Source organism: Ornithinibacillus californiensis, from assembly GCF_001038485.1.
GTDB lineage: Bacteria > Bacillota > Bacilli > Bacillales > Amphibacillaceae > Ornithinibacillus > Ornithinibacillus californiensis.
Genome location: NZ_LDUE01000023.1, coordinates 1 through 18,050 on the forward strand (window position 1 = coordinate 1; position 18,050 = coordinate 18,050).

General features: G+C 36.9%; 15 protein-coding genes, 1 other RNA gene and 1 other annotated feature. Of the genes, 3 read left to right on the forward strand and 13 right to left on the reverse strand.

The annotated features are described in order from the left end of the window. Window positions 1-75: 75 nt before the first annotated feature. The 4 genes from ssrS to TE34_RS21200 form a co-directional block, all read right to left on the reverse strand. Window positions 76-265: non-coding RNA, 6S RNA (gene ssrS, locus TE34_RS20405), on the reverse strand. A gap of 123 nt (window positions 266-388) precedes the next feature. Continuing rightward, on the reverse strand, window positions 389-2,152 hold the full coding sequence (gene aspS / locus TE34_RS06410) for an aspartate--tRNA ligase (RefSeq protein ID WP_047984014.1): 1,764 nt from the start codon (window positions 2,150-2,152) through the stop codon (window positions 389-391). A gap of 1 nt (window position 2,153) precedes the next feature. Beyond that, window positions 2,154-3,434 carry a histidine--tRNA ligase gene (hisS, locus tag TE34_RS06415; protein ID WP_047984015.1) on the reverse strand — a complete coding sequence of 427 codons (1,281 nt, stop codon included), beginning with the start codon at window positions 3,432-3,434 and terminating at the stop codon, window positions 2,154-2,156. Window positions 3,435-3,509: 75 nt separating this feature from the next. Continuing rightward, window positions 3,510-3,732: a binding site (T-box leader), on the reverse strand. Between the two features lie 56 nt (window positions 3,733-3,788). Next, window positions 3,789-3,962, reverse strand: a complete 174-nt coding sequence (locus TE34_RS21200; RefSeq protein ID WP_169749089.1) for a hypothetical protein — start codon at window positions 3,960-3,962, stop codon at window positions 3,789-3,791. Between the two features lie 106 nt (window positions 3,963-4,068). Between TE34_RS21200 and TE34_RS06420 the strand changes: the two genes are divergently transcribed. Beyond that, window positions 4,069-5,115, forward strand: coding sequence for an N-acetylmuramoyl-L-alanine amidase (locus tag TE34_RS06420; RefSeq protein WP_047984016.1), 1,047 nt, complete (start codon window positions 4,069-4,071; stop codon window positions 5,113-5,115). Window positions 5,116-5,129: 14 nt separating this feature from the next. Here the strand turns inward: TE34_RS06420 and dtd are convergent, their stop codons facing one another. From dtd to TE34_RS06455, 7 genes are all read right to left on the reverse strand, one after another. Beyond that, window positions 5,130-5,576, reverse strand: a complete 447-nt coding sequence (gene dtd, locus TE34_RS06425; RefSeq protein WP_047984017.1) for a D-aminoacyl-tRNA deacylase — start codon at window positions 5,574-5,576, stop codon at window positions 5,130-5,132. Window positions 5,577-6,065: 489 nt separating this feature from the next. After that, the gene (locus tag TE34_RS06430) at window positions 6,066-8,264 is read right to left on the reverse strand and encodes a RelA/SpoT family protein (protein ID WP_047984018.1); all 2,199 of its coding nucleotides are present in this window, start codon (window positions 8,262-8,264) and stop codon (window positions 6,066-6,068) included. A 171-nt stretch (window positions 8,265-8,435) separates the two neighbouring features. Next, the gene (locus tag TE34_RS06435; protein ID WP_047984019.1) at window positions 8,436-8,948 is read right to left on the reverse strand and encodes an adenine phosphoribosyltransferase; all 513 of its coding nucleotides are present in this window, start codon (window positions 8,946-8,948) and stop codon (window positions 8,436-8,438) included. Continuing rightward, entirely contained in the window at window positions 8,938-11,271 is a 2,334-nt protein-coding gene (gene recJ, locus TE34_RS06440; protein WP_047984020.1) for a single-stranded-DNA-specific exonuclease RecJ, read from the reverse strand. The genes TE34_RS06435 and recJ overlap by 11 nt, the downstream gene beginning before the upstream one ends. A gap of 60 nt (window positions 11,272-11,331) precedes the next feature. Continuing rightward, window positions 11,332-11,658 (reverse strand): LapA family protein, encoded by a 327-nt coding sequence (locus TE34_RS06445; RefSeq protein ID WP_047984021.1) that lies wholly within the window; start codon window positions 11,656-11,658, stop codon window positions 11,332-11,334. Between the two features lie 94 nt (window positions 11,659-11,752). Further along, entirely contained in the window at window positions 11,753-14,011 is a 2,259-nt protein-coding gene (gene secDF / locus TE34_RS06450; RefSeq protein ID WP_047984022.1) for a protein translocase subunit SecDF, read from the reverse strand. 55 nt (window positions 14,012-14,066) lie between these two features. Next, the gene (locus TE34_RS06455; RefSeq protein ID WP_047984023.1) at window positions 14,067-14,354 is read right to left on the reverse strand and encodes a post-transcriptional regulator; all 288 of its coding nucleotides are present in this window, start codon (window positions 14,352-14,354) and stop codon (window positions 14,067-14,069) included. A 117-nt stretch (window positions 14,355-14,471) separates the two neighbouring features. On the opposite strand from TE34_RS06455, the gene spoVB reads away from it, so the two are divergent. Further along, window positions 14,472-16,028, forward strand: coding sequence for a stage V sporulation protein B (gene spoVB, locus TE34_RS06460; RefSeq protein WP_084710642.1), 1,557 nt, complete (start codon window positions 14,472-14,474; stop codon window positions 16,026-16,028). A gap of 78 nt (window positions 16,029-16,106) precedes the next feature. Further along, entirely contained in the window at window positions 16,107-16,484 is a 378-nt protein-coding gene (locus tag TE34_RS06465; protein WP_053074989.1) for a TIGR04086 family membrane protein, read from the forward strand. Between the two features lie 101 nt (window positions 16,485-16,585). On the opposite strand, the gene yajC is transcribed toward TE34_RS06465, so the two are convergent. Together yajC and tgt are read right to left on the reverse strand one after the other, a co-directional pair. Continuing rightward, entirely contained in the window at window positions 16,586-16,846 is a 261-nt protein-coding gene (yajC, locus tag TE34_RS06470; protein ID WP_047984024.1) for a preprotein translocase subunit YajC, read from the reverse strand. A 58-nt stretch (window positions 16,847-16,904) separates the two neighbouring features. Continuing rightward, window positions 16,905-18,047, reverse strand: coding sequence for a tRNA guanosine(34) transglycosylase Tgt (tgt, locus tag TE34_RS06475; protein ID WP_047984025.1), 1,143 nt, complete (start codon window positions 18,045-18,047; stop codon window positions 16,905-16,907). Window positions 18,048-18,050 lie beyond the last annotated feature (3 nt).

The window sequence follows — 18,050 nt, forward strand, 5'->3', positions numbered from 1 at the left end:
AAAAACGATGATCGGAACCATTTTTTAATTATTTTTGGCTAGTTATGTCCCAGCCTCTTTGTCTACTATGTATTCATCAATCCCAATTATGCCGTCTATAGCAATGTTTTGATCCCCGCTTCACGCAGGTGGGTGCCTTGTTTCACATTTTATACGTCCTCTCGTTAAGATAACGAGGCATGTATGCCATGCAAAAACAATCAGGCTCCCTATTTTATACTGTTCGGTCAAAACGTATTTTTATAGACTAACATATCAGGATTGATTTATTCCGTAATGCATTACGTTTGTAAAATTATCTTAACACACGTGTATGGTGTATTCAATATCTCTTTATATGAAGTATTCATTACAAATGTTACAGATTTTAAACATCTCTTATATTTAATCATAATTTTGGATTCAACTGAATAGATAATTCAGTTAGTTGTGCACTGCTTACTTCACTTGGCGCATCTGTAAGCAAATCTGATGCTGAAGCAGTCTTAGGGAATAATATTGTATCTCTTAGGTTACTTCTACCTGTCAGTAACATTACGATGCGGTCTAGCCCCAGAGCTATACCACCATGTGGGGGAGCTCCATATTCTAACGCTTCCAGTAGAAAACCAAATTGTTCTTCCGCTTCTTCCTCTGTAAATCCTAGTACCTTAAACATTTGATTTTGTTGCTCACGTTTATAGATACGAATAGAACCTCCACCTAATTCATATCCGTTTAATACTAAGTCATAAGCATTAGCACGTACACTTGCCGGATCCGTAGTAAGCCTTTCAAGGTCTTCCTCAAACGGCATTGTGAATGGATGATGAGCAGCAAAGTAACGGCCCAAATCTTCATCGTATTCTAATAGTGGCCAATCGGTAACCCATAAGAAATTAAATTTACTTTCGTCGATCAATCCAAGCTCTTTTCCTAATTTTAATCTTAATGCACCTAGACTATCATATACAACTGAAGTTTTATCAGCTACAAATAATAATAAGTCCCCATCAACTGCATTTGCACGTTCACTAAGCCCTTGCTTTTCTTCATCAGAAATAAATTTCGCAATTGGACCTTTCAATTCATCTCCTTCTACTTTTAACCAAGCTAATCCTTTTGCCCCGTATACGTTGACAAACTCAGTTAATTTATCAATGTCTTTACGAGAGAAGTTAGTTGCTTCCCCTTTTACATTCAATAAAGCAACCTTTCCGCCAGTTTCAATTGCCCCTTTGAAAACTTTAAATTCTGAGTTTGCTAGTACATCCGATACATGAATCAATTCTAGGTCGAACCGAGTATCAGGTTTGTCGGAACCATATCGATCCATAGCTTCTTGATAAGGCATACGTGGTAAAGGTAATTCAATGTCAACATCGTTTACCTCTTTCATTACCTTCTGCATCATATGCTCAGCCATTGTCATGATTTCATCACTAGTCATGAAAGAAGTCTCAATATCAATTTGTGTAAATTCAGGCTGACGATCCGCACGTAAATCCTCATCACGGAAACAGCGAGCAATTTGATAATATTTCTCAAAACTACTCATCATAATTAATTGCTTAAACAACTGTGGTGACTGAGGTAACGCATAAAACTCCCCTGGGTGTACACGGCTCGGAACTAAATAATCACGCGCCCCTTCTGGTGTGCTTTTAGTTAGAATAGGAGTCTCCATTTCTAAGAAACCATCATCATTTAAAAAGTTACGAACCACTTGTGTAATTTGATGACGCTTCTTAAAGGTCTCCTGAAGTGAACCACGGCGTAAATCAATATAACGATACTTTAGACGCAAATCCTCTGATACATCTGTTTCATCTTGAATTAGGAAAGGTGGATTCTTCGCTTTATTTAGGATAGAAACTTGTGATGCTATGACTTCTACCGTACCTGTTTCCATTTGAGGATTTATTGTATTTTCATCGCGTAAAACGACTTGCCCATATACTTCGATTACATATTCACTACGTACTGACTCTGCTATTTTTAATGCATCTTCATGGTCTGGATTAAAAACAACTTGAACAATCCCAGACTTATCTCGAAGGTCGATAAAAATGAGGCCCCCTAAGTCACGTCGTTTTTGAACCCAACCTTTTAGTAGAATTGATTTTTCAACATCTGTTTCTCGGATTGTCCCGGCAAGTACTCTTTTACTCATCTTATTTTCCTCCTAAAAGCTTTTCCTTCATTGTGTCAATCAATTGATTTAGAGGAACTTCTACTTGTTCTCCAGTAGCCATTTCCTTCACATTTATGATTTGCTTTTCTAGTTCTTCTTCTCCTAATACGAGAACATATTTTGCTTTATATCGATCGGCTGCTTTGAATTGGGCTTTAATTTTTCTACCTTGGTAGTCTTGGTCAACTTGAATACCATTTATTCGTAAGTCATGCACGATACGTACTGCTTCTGACTTAGATTGTTCTCCCATGGATACTAGATAACAATCCAACTCATCTTCTACAGGGATGTCGATTTTCTCAGCTTCTAATGCAAGCAATAGCCGCTCAAGTCCCATCCCAAAACCAATACCTGGTGTAGCCGGTCCGCCTAATTGTTCAACAAGACCATTGTACCTTCCACCACCAGCAAGTGTTGTAATAGCACCAAACCCTTCTGCTTCACTCATGATTTCAAAGGCCGTGTGGTTGTAGTAATCAAGTCCTCTTACTAGGTTGGGATCTACTTCATAAGGTATTCCAATTGCATCTAAATAGGATTTTACTTGGTCAAAATATCTTTTGGATTCATCATTTAGATAATCTAGAATAGAAGGTGCTATTTTCATTGATGGGTGATCTCTATCTACTTTACAATCTAGAATACGCAAAGGATTTTGGTCCAATCTATTCTGACAATCTTGGCAAAGTTCTGCTTTATGTGGTGTAAAATGTTCAACTAACGCTTTTCGATATTCCGTTCTACTTTCTAAATCACCAAGTGAATTAATTACTAGTTTTAAAGAAGTTAACCCCAAGCTCTTATAAACAGTCATTGCTAAATCGATAACTTCTGCATCAATTGCTGGATCAGCACTCCCTAATACCTCAACGCCAAATTGACTGAATTGGCGTGTTCGCCCTTGTTGTGGACGTTCGTTCCTGAACATTTGCATAAAATAATACAACTTCACAGGTTGATTAGGTTCACCATAAAGTTTATTTTGTACAAATGCTCTCGTCACAGATGCTGTACCTTCTGGACGTAGTGTTAAACTTCTTCCTCCGCGATCCTCAAATGTATACATTTCCTTTTGAACGATATCCGTAGAGTCCCCTACTCCACGAGCAAATACTTCCGTATGTTCGAATAGCGGCGTACGAATCTCATCAAAATGGAATTTATCACATATTCCTTTTATTTTATTTTCGACAAATTGCCATTTCTGGGCATCTTTTGGTAGAATGTCTACCGTTCCCCTTGGCGCTTTAATATTCATTCTTTCATCCTCCTAAGACTATGTATCATATAAAAAAACTTAAAAAAGAATACAAAAAACTCCCGTCCCTATTAAAAAAGGGACGAGAGTTACCCGCGTTGCCACCCTAGTTGATGCAAACCTTGCATCCTCTTTTCACAGTTAACGCCTGCAAGACGTCTATATTTACTAGTAAACACGTTCAATAAAGATCCTCAGGAATGTCTTTCACTAGGTTGTCATGCAAAATGCTTTCAGCCTCAGGCATTTCGTCTCTTACCATGCAATGACTAGTTACTTTTTCCTTCATAGGATATTTCATTTTCGTTCAAGATACTTGAATGAATATTATCATAATGTTTTGCAAGATGAATGTCAAGTACGATTAATCTTTTTCTTTAAAGCTTTTACTTCGCCTAATGTTATACCCAATTCTTGTGCTATTTCCATGTGCCCAGAAGCCCCTTCCATTTCAATAAACTTATGTAAGTTTACACCAAATATATCCCGATTATTATGTGTACTCCAATGCTTTTCGTTCATACGCAATAGTACCGCCTCCTTTTAGATAAGACTAGTTTTGCCTAAATCGATATTATTTATTAAAATAGAAAAGAAACTCTATGTTATCTAGCATCTAATAGGAGGAAATTTTTTGCGGTATAAAAAAGGTATAGTAATTTTTCTAGGTTTGCTATTAATGGTAGGAATTGTTCCTGTTCAAGCAAGTACTACAGAAGTCATTATTAATGAGGATAATCTAAACCTTAGAACTGGACCGGGGACAAATTACGAAAGAATAGGACAGGTAAATGCTGGTGAGCGTTATTTAATTAAGGACCAACAAGGAAATTGGATTCAAATCCAGCTAGATGGCTACACTGCTTGGGTCTCAAGTGATTACGTTTCCATTCAAGGTGAAGTCTCAACAGGAGTAGAAGTAAATGAACAGCAAACTATCACCATTACTCATGATAAAACTCAAATCAGGAATGGACCTTCTACAGATTATGATATCGTCCATTTCGCAAAAGCAGGCGAAAAAATAACTGTTATTGATAAAGAAGGCAATTGGCTAAAGGTTAAGTTAAATGATGGTGAAGGTTATGTATTAAAAGACTTAGTAGAGAAGAAAACAGAGAGTGCTTCCCAAGGTTTAAAGGGGAAAAAAATTGTTATTGACCCTGGCCATGGCGGAAATGATTCTGGGGCTATTAGTGCAGGAGAAGTTCTTGAAAAAGATATAACTTACAAGACAGCAGAAGTACTAGCTCAGGAGTTAACGATGTTAGGTGCAGAAGTTCTAATCACGCGTGATCAAGAAACTTTTGCTACACTATCTAGTAGAGCTACGTTATCAAATGTTACACGTGCTGATGCATTTATTAGCTTACATTATAATAGTGTACCTAATTTACCAGATGCAACTGGAATCAGCACCTATTATTATCATGAACAATACGAATCACTCGCCACCTTTATTCAACAAGAAATGATTAAAGAATCTAACGATCGTGATAGAGGTGTCGGTTTTGGAGATTTTCAAGTAATTCGACAAAATCTAATGCCTGCGGTCTTAATAGAGCTAGGATTTATTTCTAATCCTGAGATTGATCAATTATTAGCAACAAATGCATACCAAAAGAAATTAGTTACTGGAATCGTAAATGGTCTACAGCGCTATTACGCTACACAAAAATAGAGAGGCTATCCTCTCTATTTTTCTTTACTATCCAATATCAATGTAACTGGGCCAACGTTTGTAAGGGTAACATCCATCATTGCGCCAAACTCACCAGTTGCTATGTTTATACCTTCATTTTTTATTAAATTATTAAATTGCTCATATAGTGTGTTGGCTTGTTCGGGCCTGGCAGCTTGCATAAAGTTAGGTCTTCTACCTTTTCTTGTATCTCCATACAAGGTAAACTGGGAAATCGAGAGAATGTCACCACCAACATCTTTCAATGATAAATTCATCTTTTCATTCTCATCCTCGAATACGCGCAAATGAACAATTTTATTTGCTAGGTATTCCGCATCTTCTATCGTGTCATCATGAGTGACACCTAAAAGAATAACAAAACCATCTCTAATTTCTCCAACAACTTCACCTTGGACTGTTACCTTCGCATCCCTTGCACGTTGAATTACAGCACGCATGTAAAATACTCCTTTTCCAATTTGATATATAAAAGGGGTTGAGACAAAAGTATTTCTATCAAAGGTAAAATCGAACATTGTTATTAGTGCATATAACACGCCCCGAAAATATACTGCGCTTTTACTTCCAGCACAGGAGCAACATCTGCTCGAAAGTACCTCGCAGTGTTTCCCTTGCCGTGGGCGGCTGGTGAGCCAGGCTACTACATGAGAATGCTTCTATGCAGCCTTGCACCGAGGAAGCCTGCTTCGTAGCGACTCTACTCTAGCAGACGCAGGTGCATCACCGGGATCTCACCTATGCCTATCCTCCCACAGGACAAATGTTTTCGGTGGGGCGAGTAACCGCAGTCCCAAGGAAGGCTACGGCAGCGAAACATCGCACGCAGAAAAAGCGGTCTTCTTTTTCAAGGAGTCTCCGTATATTTCCGGGGCTAATATAGTGTTTATTCGTCTTTTACTGCCCTTGATTGAGTTATGTCCCAACCTCTACTGAATTGTTCGTGTTACGGCATATACATCTTTGATTTGTTTAATTCGTTCAACAATTTTACGTAAATGATTCGTGTTATGAATTAGAATGGTTATTTGAATAACCGCCATTTTGTTACGGTCAGATCTACCATTTACATGTGTTATATTTGTTTTCATCTCATTAACCGCTTGTAGAACTTCATTCAATAGTCCTCTTCGGTCATATCCAGAAATCTCAAGGTCAACATGATACTGTTTTTGCGTTTGATCTTCTTCCCATTCCACATCTAAATGACGCTCTTTTGCTTCTTCCGTTAAAACGTTTGGACAATCTGCACGGTGGACGGATACGCCTCGACCTTTTGTAATATATCCCAGGATTTCATCCCCAGGAACTGGATTACAACATTTCGAAAGACGTACAAGAAGATTGTCTACTCCCTCTACAATAACACCAGAATCTTTCTTATACTTTTTCCGTTCCTTGTACTCGTTCTTAGCCCCTTCGATTGTTTGGGCTAGGTCCTGTTCTTTTAGGCGAGATTGTCTAATTTTATCTGTCAGTCGTGTAGCTACTAGTGCGGCAGTAATCCCTTGATATCCAACTGCTGCATACAAGTCCTCTTCTGAAGTAAAGTTAAATCGTTCATAGATTCGTTTTAAATTTTCGTCTGTTAATGCTTCCTTTGGCTCAACATCCAGTGCACGAATTTCTTTTTCTACTAAATCCTTACCTTTTGAGATATTTTCCTCACGGCGTTGTTTCTTGAAAAATTGTCTAATCTTATTTTTCGCTTGTGAGGTTTGGGTAATCTTTAACCAATCTTGTGATGGACCATAGGAATGCTTTGAAGTTAAAACTTCGATAATATCGCCATTTTTCAATTTATAGTCGAGTGGCTCCATCTTCCCATTAATCTTCGCACCAATTGTTTGGTTCCCGATTTCAGTATGAATTCGATAGGCGAAATCTAGTGGAATTGATCCAGAAGGTAATTCAATTACATCTCCCTTAGGTGTGAACACATAAACCATATCGGAGAATAAATCAACCTTTAAGGATTCAACAAATTCCTCTGCATCATGCGTATCATTTTGCCATTCCAAAATTTCTCGGAACCATGTTAGTTTCTCTTCAAAGGACTTCTTATCTCGATTAACTTGCTTCCCTTCCTTATAGGCCCAGTGAGCAGCAATCCCATATTCTGCAATCTCATGCATTTCCTTTGTACGAATTTGTACTTCTAAAGGATCTCCTTTCGGACCAATAACAGTAGTATGCAACGATTGATAAAGGTTCTGTTTTGGCATGGCAATATAATCTTTAAATCTACCCGGCATTGGCTTCCAACAAGTATGAATGATTCCTAATACTGCATAACAGTCTTTAATACTATTTACTAAGATCCGAACAGCTAGTAAATCATAAATTTCATTAAACTGCTTATTTTGCTTTATCATCTTCTGATAAATACTGTATAGATGCTTAGGTCTTCCGTTAATTTCCGCTTCAATATTTACTTCCTCAACTTGCTTCGTTACTTCCTGAATTACTTCATTAATGTAAGATTCACGCTGATCACGCTTTTGTTTCATCAACTGAACAATTCGATAGTATTGTTGTGGGTTTAAATATCGTAATGAAATATCCTCAAGTTCCCATTTTATAGCAGAGATTCCAAGACGATGTGCTAATGGTGCAAATATCTCTAACGTTTCATTCGCTTTTAATCGTTGCTTTTCAGGTGGAAGAAATTTTAACGTTCTCATATTATGCAATCTATCAGCAAGTTTAATTAATATTACACGAATATCCTTTGCCATAGCGACAAACATTTTTCGGTGATTTTCTGCTTGTTGTGCTTCTTTAGATTTATATTTAATCTTCCCTAACTTGGTAACCCCATCAACAAGCATGGCGACTTCTGTATTAAATTCTTCTTCTATCATTTCCAGTGTTATATCGGTATCCTCTACAACATCATGCAAAAATCCACCAGCAACTGTTACAGGATCCATTCGTAAATCTACTAGAATTCCTGCAACCTGAATAGGATGTATGATATACGCTTCACCAGATTTACGGTACTGGTCCTTGTGCGCTTCTTCTGCATACTCATAGGCCCACATAATAAATTTCACATCATCCGCTGAAAGGTATCCCTGAGCCTGTATTTCTAATTGTTCAATTGTTATAATGTCACTTTTCGCCATATTATCACCTTTATTGTAGAAGATACTTTCTTTCTAGTATCAAAAAAAATTACGCAAATGTAAAGAGAAAGTTTTAATTTTCTTACCAAGTCTCCGATTTGAGGAATGAAAGAATCATTTACGTATTATAAGAGGTCTGGTGAAGAGTTGCCTTCTACCAGACCTACTATTTTAATATTTCATTAATGTTAGTACTTCATAACCTTCCAGCTTGTCCAACCCATTTAGATAAGTAAGCTCGATTAAAAATGCACAACCAACAACAACTCCACCTAGTTCTTCAACTAGTTTGATTGTTGCTTCAATTGTACCACCAGTTGCTAATAAGTCATCGGTAATCAATACGCGTTGTCCCGGCTTAATAGCATCTTTATGAATGGTTAAGACATTTTGTCCATACTCTAAACCATAGTCCACCTTAATAACTTCACGTGGTAGTTTCCCTTCCTTACGAACTGGTGCGAATCCAACTTCTAGTGCATAGGAAACTGGGCACCCAACAATAAAACCTCTTGCTTCAGGTCCTACTACTAAGTCGATTCTTTTATCTCTAGCAAATTCAACAATCTCATCTACAGCTGCTTTGAATGCTTTCCCATTGTCCATTAATGGTGTAATGTCTTTAAACTCAATTCCTTCTTTTGGCCAATCTTGTACAATTTTAATATATTGCTTATAATCCATGGGTAATTTCCTCCTTAGGTTGTTCCAACTGTCCTATACTATCTTGAAACCAACTCCATAATTCATCATATGTTGCGTAAAGTAGAGTTTTTTCAATTTGTGATTGTTTTAAACGATCCTGATAAATGTTCGCTTCTTGTAAATCTTTTTTCTGTGGTGTTTTATTCAACTGAATAAGTCCATTATTTATATTAACAAATTCAAGCTCAGAAAACACGTTTAACATAAAGTTTACGATATCTTCAGTCCATCCTTTAGCCTTCATAATAGCATTAATATCCTTTTGAAGATATAATTCCTGCTTTTTCCATATGAGAGAGTATAACCATTTAAAATCTTCCCTACTTGGAAAAGCTGATAAGTAGGCACTTTGCTCAACAGAAAAACAAGCATGGATACTCACTGGTCTTACCTTACGAATGATTTTCTGGAACTTTTCCAGGCTTGGTGGCAAATCAAGGAGATAGAGTACTTCTACTTCATTTTCCAATTCTATTGCATCTTCATAGGTTACCTTCATCATTCCATCAGGTAATTCAAAAGGACGACTTTTCCTATCATCATATATAATGAAATGTTTATCAAACTGATCAAGATAGGCTGACAAATTCGGTTGCTTTCTGCCTCGGTGATCAAATAATTGCCAATGGTTAATTTTCATATCCTCTACAACTAGCTGTGGCTTTCGAATCCCATTCCATTCATTAATTCCAAGCTCCCCAACTACAGAAACAGTAGCTTGAGGAGAAATATAAGAATACAATTCTCCCATCCCAAAGGCAATTCCTTCTACAGTATGATTCTCTTGCTTAAATAATAATTTCAGATGTTTCTTCATATTCCCTAACTGACGTACATCAGTAGGCTGACTTGCGATATGGAATTTCGGTTTTGGGTTAGCCATCCCAAATGGTGCCAGTTTGCTAATTTCATCGATGAGGCCTTCATTAATATCGGATAGGTTAAGTGTCTTACTAATTTGAACTTCTTGCTTAAAGTCTTCCGGTGACAGTTCTTGCCATATCATTTCATCGAGATTACTTTCTAATAATTTCACATTTTCAATTGGCAGAGTCATCCCTGCTGCTTGAGAGTGACCACCAAAATGGGTAAATACTTCTCTTATCTTCATGCAGTTTTGGAATAGGTCAAACGCTGGTATACTTCTAGCCGAACCTTTCGCTGTACCATTCTCTTTAATGGCTAACACAATTGCTGGTCGGTCATATTTCCTGACTAATCTAGAAGCGACTATCCCAAGCACTCCTTCATTCCAACCTTGTTTAGCAACTACAATAACTCCTTTTTCTGAATCAATCTCAGTAAGCTCTTCTACTTCCTTAACGATTGAAGCAACAATCTTTTGACGTTCTAGATTTAGCTCCCCTACCATATCTGCAAGCTGCCCTGCTTCTTCACGATCTTCTGTCATAAGAAGATGCACAGCCAAATCTGCATCTTGTAGTCTACCAACCGCATTTAAACGAGGTCCAATCAAGAATCCAATATCTTCTTCAGTTGTTTTTCCTTCTATGTTACATTGCTTCTTTAGAGCAATTAATCCCTCACGTTTAGTAACAGATAGTTTCTGTAAGCCAAAATATACTAGGATACGATTTTCACCTTCTAGTGGAACAAGATCAGCAACCGTACCAATTACTACTAAATCCAGTAAATGTTCCGGAAAATAGCCTAATAAAGCCTGTGCGAACTTAAATGCAACACCGGCTCCAGCTAGTTCTTTAAAGGAATAGTCTGGTGAGCATTTTGGATGTATAATAGCAAAACAGTCAGGTAATTCTTCTTGAGGTTCATGGTGGTCCGTTATAATTAGGTCGATACCTAACTCTTTTGCTACCTTAGCCTCGTGTACAGAAGCAATACCTGTATCGACAGTTATAATTAATGTAAATCCATTATCAAAAGCATTTCTAAAGGCTGCCTCATTAGGACCATAGCCTTCTGTAAAGCGGTTAGGTATATAAAAATCACATTTCGCACCAAGTTCCTGTAACGTTTTGATTAAAATCGTAGTGGAACTGACTCCATCTGCATCATAATCACCAAAGACTAATATTCTCTCTCCTGCATCTATTGCTTGAAGAACACGCTCTTTCGCCTTGTCTAATGATGCTAGGTTCGTAGGATCTATTAACTTTTCAATTGATGGCATCAAGAATTCCTGTGCTTCTTCATTCGATTGTATACCGCGTTGTAACAATAGCTCTTTTATCACGGGGGATAATTCTAGAGAGTCATCCATCCATTGTTGTTCATCTTCAACTGTACTAACAAATTTCCAATTAGACTTGCTTCGTAACATAATTTCACCCCTGACTAATCTATTATACACAAATACAGTCAGGGGTCGCAATTAGAAATTCTATATAGAACTATCTGATTCTTTATCGATTACATCATTATCCATAACATCTTCTACAATCTTATTTTCATCAATTTGTTGTTTCAATCCATCATTTTCTCTATATAATACCTTTATTTCCCTTTGCATTTTAAACATTCTTACCATACCAACTGCAGCTGTTATAATTCCACCCATTAACACAGAAAATAAAATAACTAGTATTAGTGGGGACTCCATTCTCCAAAAGAAGTAAGTTACTTCTACTGGACTTACATTTGTAACCGCAAAAATAGCGACTAGTATCATAAATATAATAGCAATGATGACATAGGATTGACCTTTCATGAGACGATATTCCTCCTTAAAATTAACCTAAACTTTATTTTATACTATAAACAAAAAACAATCCCCTTATTCCAAGCATAAGGGGATTGTAATATTACACCTGTGGCCCTTCTACACGCTTTTTCTTTCTAAAGTCCACTGGTTTTTCTTTAATGCTTTTCCCTCTCCAAACTAGCCATAGTTGTGTAGCTAGGAATAGAGATGAATAAGTTCCTGCAAATAGACCAACTGCTAACGCTATACCGAATCCTCGAATTGGTTCAGCACCTAGGAACAAGAATGCTAATACAGCTATTAATGTTGTTATTGTTGTATTCACCGTTCTAGTCATCGTCTGTACAATACTTCTATTAACTATATGTGCGAGATCCTTAAATGCTTTAACTGGCTTTTTCGTTCGTTGAATATTTTCACGTATTCGGTCAAAGGTTACGATTGTCGCGTTAATCGAATAACCGATAATTGTTAGGATTGCAGCAACAATCGTTACATCAAATTCAATTCTAAATATACTAAAGATCATAAGCACAATAAATACATCATGTAATAGAGCAATAATCGTTGTTATTGCAAAGAAGAACTCAAATCGGAATGCTACGTAAATAATCATACCAATAGAAGCAATCGCTAGTGCATAAATCGCATTCTTCACTAGCTCTTCACCAACGATTGATGAAACGACACTGACACTAGGTTCAACATTATATTTATCTAAGAAATACGTAGTCAGTTCTCTAATTTTATCATCTTCAATAACATCTTGGTATCGAATAACAGCTAACTCATTATTCTCTCCAGATAAGACGACTGATTTAGCCTCTAACCCTAGCTCTTGCAGGTCTTTCTTTATTTCTTCTCCATCTAGACTATCCTCTGCCATAATTTGTACTCTAGACCCACTTGTAAAGTCAATACCAGGGTTTAGCTTAAAGAACAGTAGAGATCCCACTCCAATGACAACTAATATAGATGTTAGAATAAAGAATTTCTTACGATTGTCAACGACATTCCACTCTTTACCAATAAATGTAGCGGGTACTTCACTATTATCACGTATATCTTTAATCGATGACTTTTTAACTCCAAACCAACCTGGATTTTTCTTGAAGAATTTCACTTTTATCCATAATTGAAGAAGCCATCTTGTACCATAAACTGCAGTTAAGAAGCTTACGATAATACTAATAATTAACATCGTTGCAAACCCTTTTACAGAGCTTGTCCCAAAAGCAAATAATACAGAAGCAGCTAAAAGTGTTGTTATATTTGCATCCAGAATAGCTCTTAGCGAGTTACTAGTACCTGTCTTAAATGATGCTTGTAGAGATTTTCCTTCGCGTATCTCTTCTTTAAAACGTTCGAATGTTATGACGTTCGCATCAACTGCCATCCCTACACCAAGTATTAGTGCAGCAATACCAGGTAATGTAAGGACACCATTTAATAATTCAAATATTAACAGCACAAGGAATGTATACAAGCTTAACGAAATTACAGAAATAATACCTGGGAAACGATAAACAACAATCATAAATACAAAGATAATAGCTATACCAATAATGGCTGCAGTAACCGTTTCGTTTAGTGCTTGCTCTCCAAACTGTGCGCCTACAGATGTCGAGAAAATCTCATTCATGTTAACTGGTAGTGAACCAGAATTAATAATGTCTGCTAAGTATTGTGCTTCTTCGATGGTAAACGTTCCATTAATCATTACATTACCACCAGGTATTGGTTCATCTACTCCTGGTGCGGAGACAAATTTATGGTCCGGTTTTAATACTTCTTCTTTAAAAGAATCCCCTTCTTCATAGTCCATCCAAATTACTAATAGATTTTGTCCTTTCGGTTCTTTGGATAAATCGCTAGTTACTTGGGCGAATTTTTGCCCGTCTTTTAGCTGTAACGTAACAATTGGGGCATTTGTATCAGGATGGAAATCCTGCTTAGCACTACCCTCTTTAACATCAGATCCATCCAATAATACATTATCATTTACATCACGAAATGTTAGTCTCGCAGAAGTAGCTAGCATTTCACGTGCTTGAGCTTGATCTTGTACGCCAGCAAGCTGTACTCGAATCCTGTCTTCCCCTTCAATATCGATGACAGCTTCACTTATTCCTAATTTGTTTACCCGATCATTTAATAACTGAACGGTTGCCTCCAATAGTTCTCGGTTGGTTTCTTGTCCTTCATCAATGGGCTCTACCTCGTACAGAACCTCGAAACCACCTTGTAAATCTAACCCAAGGTTAATATCCTTAGCAACACTTGGTGTATATAATCCAACGATAAGTCCTAATGCAATAACAATTAGGAAAAAGGATATAATGCGTCCTTTATTCTTCATGATAAAAAGTTCCTCCCTTAATCTGTATGAAACCGAGTATGTAAAACATTAGGGGCTAATCTTTCCCGGTTAGGGCTGCAATCGAAGCCATCAAGTCATCATCTTGGTAAGCATCTATTGTTAAATAGCTCATATAAATATTTGAACTAAGGTGAAAGACATCTTGGAAAACCTCATGAACTCGTTTGTTAGGATTTCCTTTCCAAACTTTCTTCAATAAGCATTTCCATACATCTTCTTCGGTAGCTCTAGAATACCCCATCATTTGAAATTCTTCTGCCTTACTTTGCAAAGCAGGTCTTAATTCCACTTTCCATTCTTCAACCGTCTTTTTAATCTCCAAGACCTTCACCTACCTAGAAAGAATATAAATCGTAAGACAAGTTGTCATGCTTGGCCACTAATCTTGCATATATATCATTGTATATGAAATTTTATTTTTTGAGAAGGCAGGTCGTCGATGTTGTCTAAACAAACTTTTTTACAAGGCACACTAATTTTAATATTAGCAGGCATGATCACCAGGTTTCTAGGCTTTATAAACCGCTTAGTTGTAGCTAGACTCATGGGTGAAGAGGGTGTCGGTTTATATATGATGGCCCTTCCTACGCTCTTTTTAGTTATGACGCTTACACAACTTGGACTGCCTATCGCCATTTCAAAACGTGTTGCAGAAGCTGATGCACAGAATGATAGAGCTAAAATCAAACGAATTCTCGTTGTTTCTATAATCATAACATCTATTTCTAGTATTTTCTTTACAGTTGTAATGATATTTGCAGCTCCATTTATAGCAACAACGTTATTGACCGATGACAGGACATTATTACCGATTATTGCGGTTAGTCCAATAATACCAATTGTTGCTGTGTCTTCGGTGTTACGTGGTTATTTCCAGGGTGTACAAAATATGAAACCACAAAGTTATTCTCAAGTCATTGAACAAGTTGTTCGTATTAGTTGTGTAGCCTTGTTTGTGCATCTCTTACTTCCATATGGAATTGAATATGCTGCTGCTGGAGCAATGTTTAGTGTGATCTTAGGCGAATTTGCTTCTTTACTTTATATGATTTATCAATTTAAAAGTAAAAAAACCATCCGCATGCGGCACCGTTTTTTCTCTTATCTTAAATCAAGTAAACAAACCATTAGAGAATTATTCTCTATTGCGCTGCCTAGTACAGGGAGTAGAATGATTAGCTCTTTTTCTTATTTTCTAGAACCAATTATAGTTGCTCATAGCCTTGCCATAGCGGGTATTTCAAGTACAATCGCCACTAGACAATATGGAGAGTTAACGGGATTTGTCCTCCCTCTATTATTCTTACCAACTTTTATTACCCAATCACTGTCGATAGCACTAGTACCGAATATTTCGGAGGCTGATGCTAGAAAGAAAAATCATCTCATCCATTACAGAATTCATCAGTCAATTCGTATTTCATTCGCATCTGGGGCAATCGCAACTGTTGTCTTATCTATCTTTGCAGTACCAATTCTATCATTTATGTACGGAACATCTAATGCTAGTACCATATTAATATTTATGGCACCATTTTATATTTTACTTTATATTCAGTCACCATTACAAGCAGCTCTTCAAGCGTTAGATTTGGCAAAACCAGCCATGTGGAATAGTTTAATTGGTGCTATTGTTAAGTTTGTGGTGTTATTTATTCTAGCTTCTAACGAAAGTTTTGGTATTATGGGCGTTGCAATTGCCATGTCCGTTGGTGTCATCCTCATTACCTTATTACATTTAGCGGCGTTACGTAAAGAAATTAACTTTAATATTCCAATAATGGATATCGTTAAGATGTTAGCATTGATTCTAGCCACTTGGAGCGTTGGGAAGATAGTTTATGATTTTTATATTACTTATGATCCTAACATTCTATTATTTGGCCTCTCATTAATAATATTAATGGTCATCTATATTTTCCTACTTTTCATACTAAAATTCATCACGAAAGAAGAATTAGAACAAATTCCATTTTTACAAAGATGGATGAAGTAAATTTTTCAAAAAACTCGTCTACTTTTCAGTGGACAAGAATATGAATACTATAAAAGGACATTTGTGAGGGGGATATTTATGCGTAACCAACAATTTACGGCACTACTTTATGGATGGATTGTTATACTTGGATTAATCCTTGTTTCGAGTATGGCCATAGCCTTACTGCTAAGATTCTCTAGCTTTAGTGAACCAGCAACGGATTGGGTAACACTTGTTATTGGATTAATTTCTTTATTTATTGGAGGGGCAGTTGCAGGAGCAAAGGGAAAACAAAAAGGTTGGATGATTGGTATAATGACAGGATTAGGTTTTACAGTTTTCACATTTCTAGTACAATACTTAGGCTACCAAGTTGGATTTACATTACAACAGGCAATTCACCATTTCTTCTATATCCTTGCTGCTTTATTTGGCGGGGCGGTCGGTGTAAATATTGCATCCAATAACGATTAACAGGTTATCTAGATTAGTTTTTCCAAGTACAATTACACGATAGGAGATATTATGATGATAAAAAGAGGCTTACCATTACGGTAAGCCTCTTTTAAAGCATATTAAACAGTAGTTACTTCACGAATCGCAGAGCGATCATATGTAAGTTTAGTACCATCTCCTGCTTGTAAAACAACTGTGTTTTCATCGATTGCATGAATCACACCATGAAAACCACCAATCGTTACAACAGTATCACCTTTTTTAAGTTCAGACTGCATTTGTCTTACTTGCTTTTGACGTTTTTGTTGTGGACGAATTAGCAAGAAGTAAAAAATAACAAACATTGCTATTAACGGTATTAATGTTGCAAATTGTTCCATATACTTGTCCCTCCTTTCCAGACATTTCGTTTAAAAACACTAGTTTTCTAAACGCAGATTAAAAATTCTTTGCATCCGGTTTATTTAAACCATACGCTTCAAAGAATTCTTCTCTAAAGTCACCAAGTCGATCTTCACGGATTGCAGAACGAACTTGCTCCATTAATTTTAACAGAAAATAGAGGTTATGATAAGTAGTAAGTCTAAATCCAAATGTTTCGTTACATTTTATTAGATGTCTGATATATGCACGGGAGTAATTTCTGCATACATGGCAATCACAATTTTCATCGATAGGACCAAAATCTCGTGCGTATTTTGCATTTCTAACTACAAGACGACCGGTTGAGGTCATGCATGTACCATTTCGTGCTATTCTAGTTGGAAGCACACAATCAAACATATCAATTCCTCGTATGGAACCATCAATTAATGAGTCTGGTGAACCAACACCCATCAAATACCTTGGCTTATCACTAGGCATTAAAGGTGTTGTAAATTCAAGGACCCGATTCATGACATCCTTTGGTTCCCCTACAGAAAGTCCACCAACAGCATATCCTGGTAAGTCCAGAGAGATTAAATCCTGTGCACTTTGTTTACGTAAGTCTTCAAATTCCCCACCCTGAATAATACCAAATAGGCCTTGTACATCTGGTCGTTCATGGGCAGCCAAACATCGTTCTGCCCACCTTGAAGTTCTCTCAACAGATTTCTTCATATATTCATGCGTAGCAGGATATGGCGGACACTCATCAAATGCCATCATAATATCAGAACCTAGAGCGTTTTGTATTTGCATCGCTTTTTCTGGAGATAAAAAGAGTTTTTCACCATTTAAATGGTTTCGGAAGTGAACTCCTTCTTCCGTAATTTCTCTCATGTCGCTTAAACTAAACACTTGAAAGCCGCCGGAGTCCGTTAATATTGCTCCGTCCCAATTCATAAATTTATGAAGACCGCCAGCATCTCTAATGATTTCTTCTCCAGGTCTTAACCATAAGTGATAGGTGTTGGACAAAATAATCTTTGCACCCATGGACTCTAAATCTTCAGGACTCATTGTTTTAACTGTGGCAAGTGTTCCCACAGGCATAAACATTGGTGTTTCAAAGGAACCATGTGGTGTATGCACTCGTCCAAGTCTTGCTCCTGTTTGTTTGTCAGTTTTTATTAACTCATATCGTATTGGTGTAGTCATCTT

Coding starts and splice junctions, on each gene's coding strand:
- TE34_RS06465 (WP_053074989.1), top strand. CDS start 16,107: ATGCGTAACCAACAATTTACGGCACTACTTTATGGATGGATTGTTATA.
- yajC (WP_047984024.1), bottom strand. CDS start 16,846: ATGGAACAATTTGCAACATTAATACCGTTAATAGCAATGTTTGTTATT.
- recJ (WP_047984020.1), bottom strand. CDS start 11,271: ATGTTACGAAGCAAGTCTAATTGGAAATTTGTTAGTACAGTTGAAGAT.
- TE34_RS06435 (WP_047984019.1), bottom strand. CDS start 8,948: ATGGATTATAAGCAATATATTAAAATTGTACAAGATTGGCCAAAAGAA.
- hisS (WP_047984015.1), bottom strand. CDS start 3,434: ATGAATATTAAAGCGCCAAGGGGAACGGTAGACATTCTACCAAAAGAT.
- secDF (WP_047984022.1), bottom strand. CDS start 14,011: ATGAAGAATAAAGGACGCATTATATCCTTTTTCCTAATTGTTATTGCA.
- TE34_RS06430 (WP_047984018.1), bottom strand. CDS start 8,264: ATGGCGAAAAGTGACATTATAACAATTGAACAATTAGAAATACAGGCT.
- spoVB (WP_084710642.1), top strand. CDS start 14,472: ATGTTGTCTAAACAAACTTTTTTACAAGGCACACTAATTTTAATATTA.
- tgt (WP_047984025.1), bottom strand. CDS start 18,047: ATGACTACACCAATACGATATGAGTTAATAAAAACTGACAAACAAACA.
- TE34_RS06445 (WP_047984021.1), bottom strand. CDS start 11,658: ATGAAAGGTCAATCCTATGTCATCATTGCTATTATATTTATGATACTA.
- aspS (WP_047984014.1), bottom strand. CDS start 2,152: ATGAGTAAAAGAGTACTTGCCGGGACAATCCGAGAAACAGATGTTGAA.
- dtd (WP_047984017.1), bottom strand. CDS start 5,576: ATGCGTGCTGTAATTCAACGTGCAAGGGATGCGAAGGTAACAGTCCAA.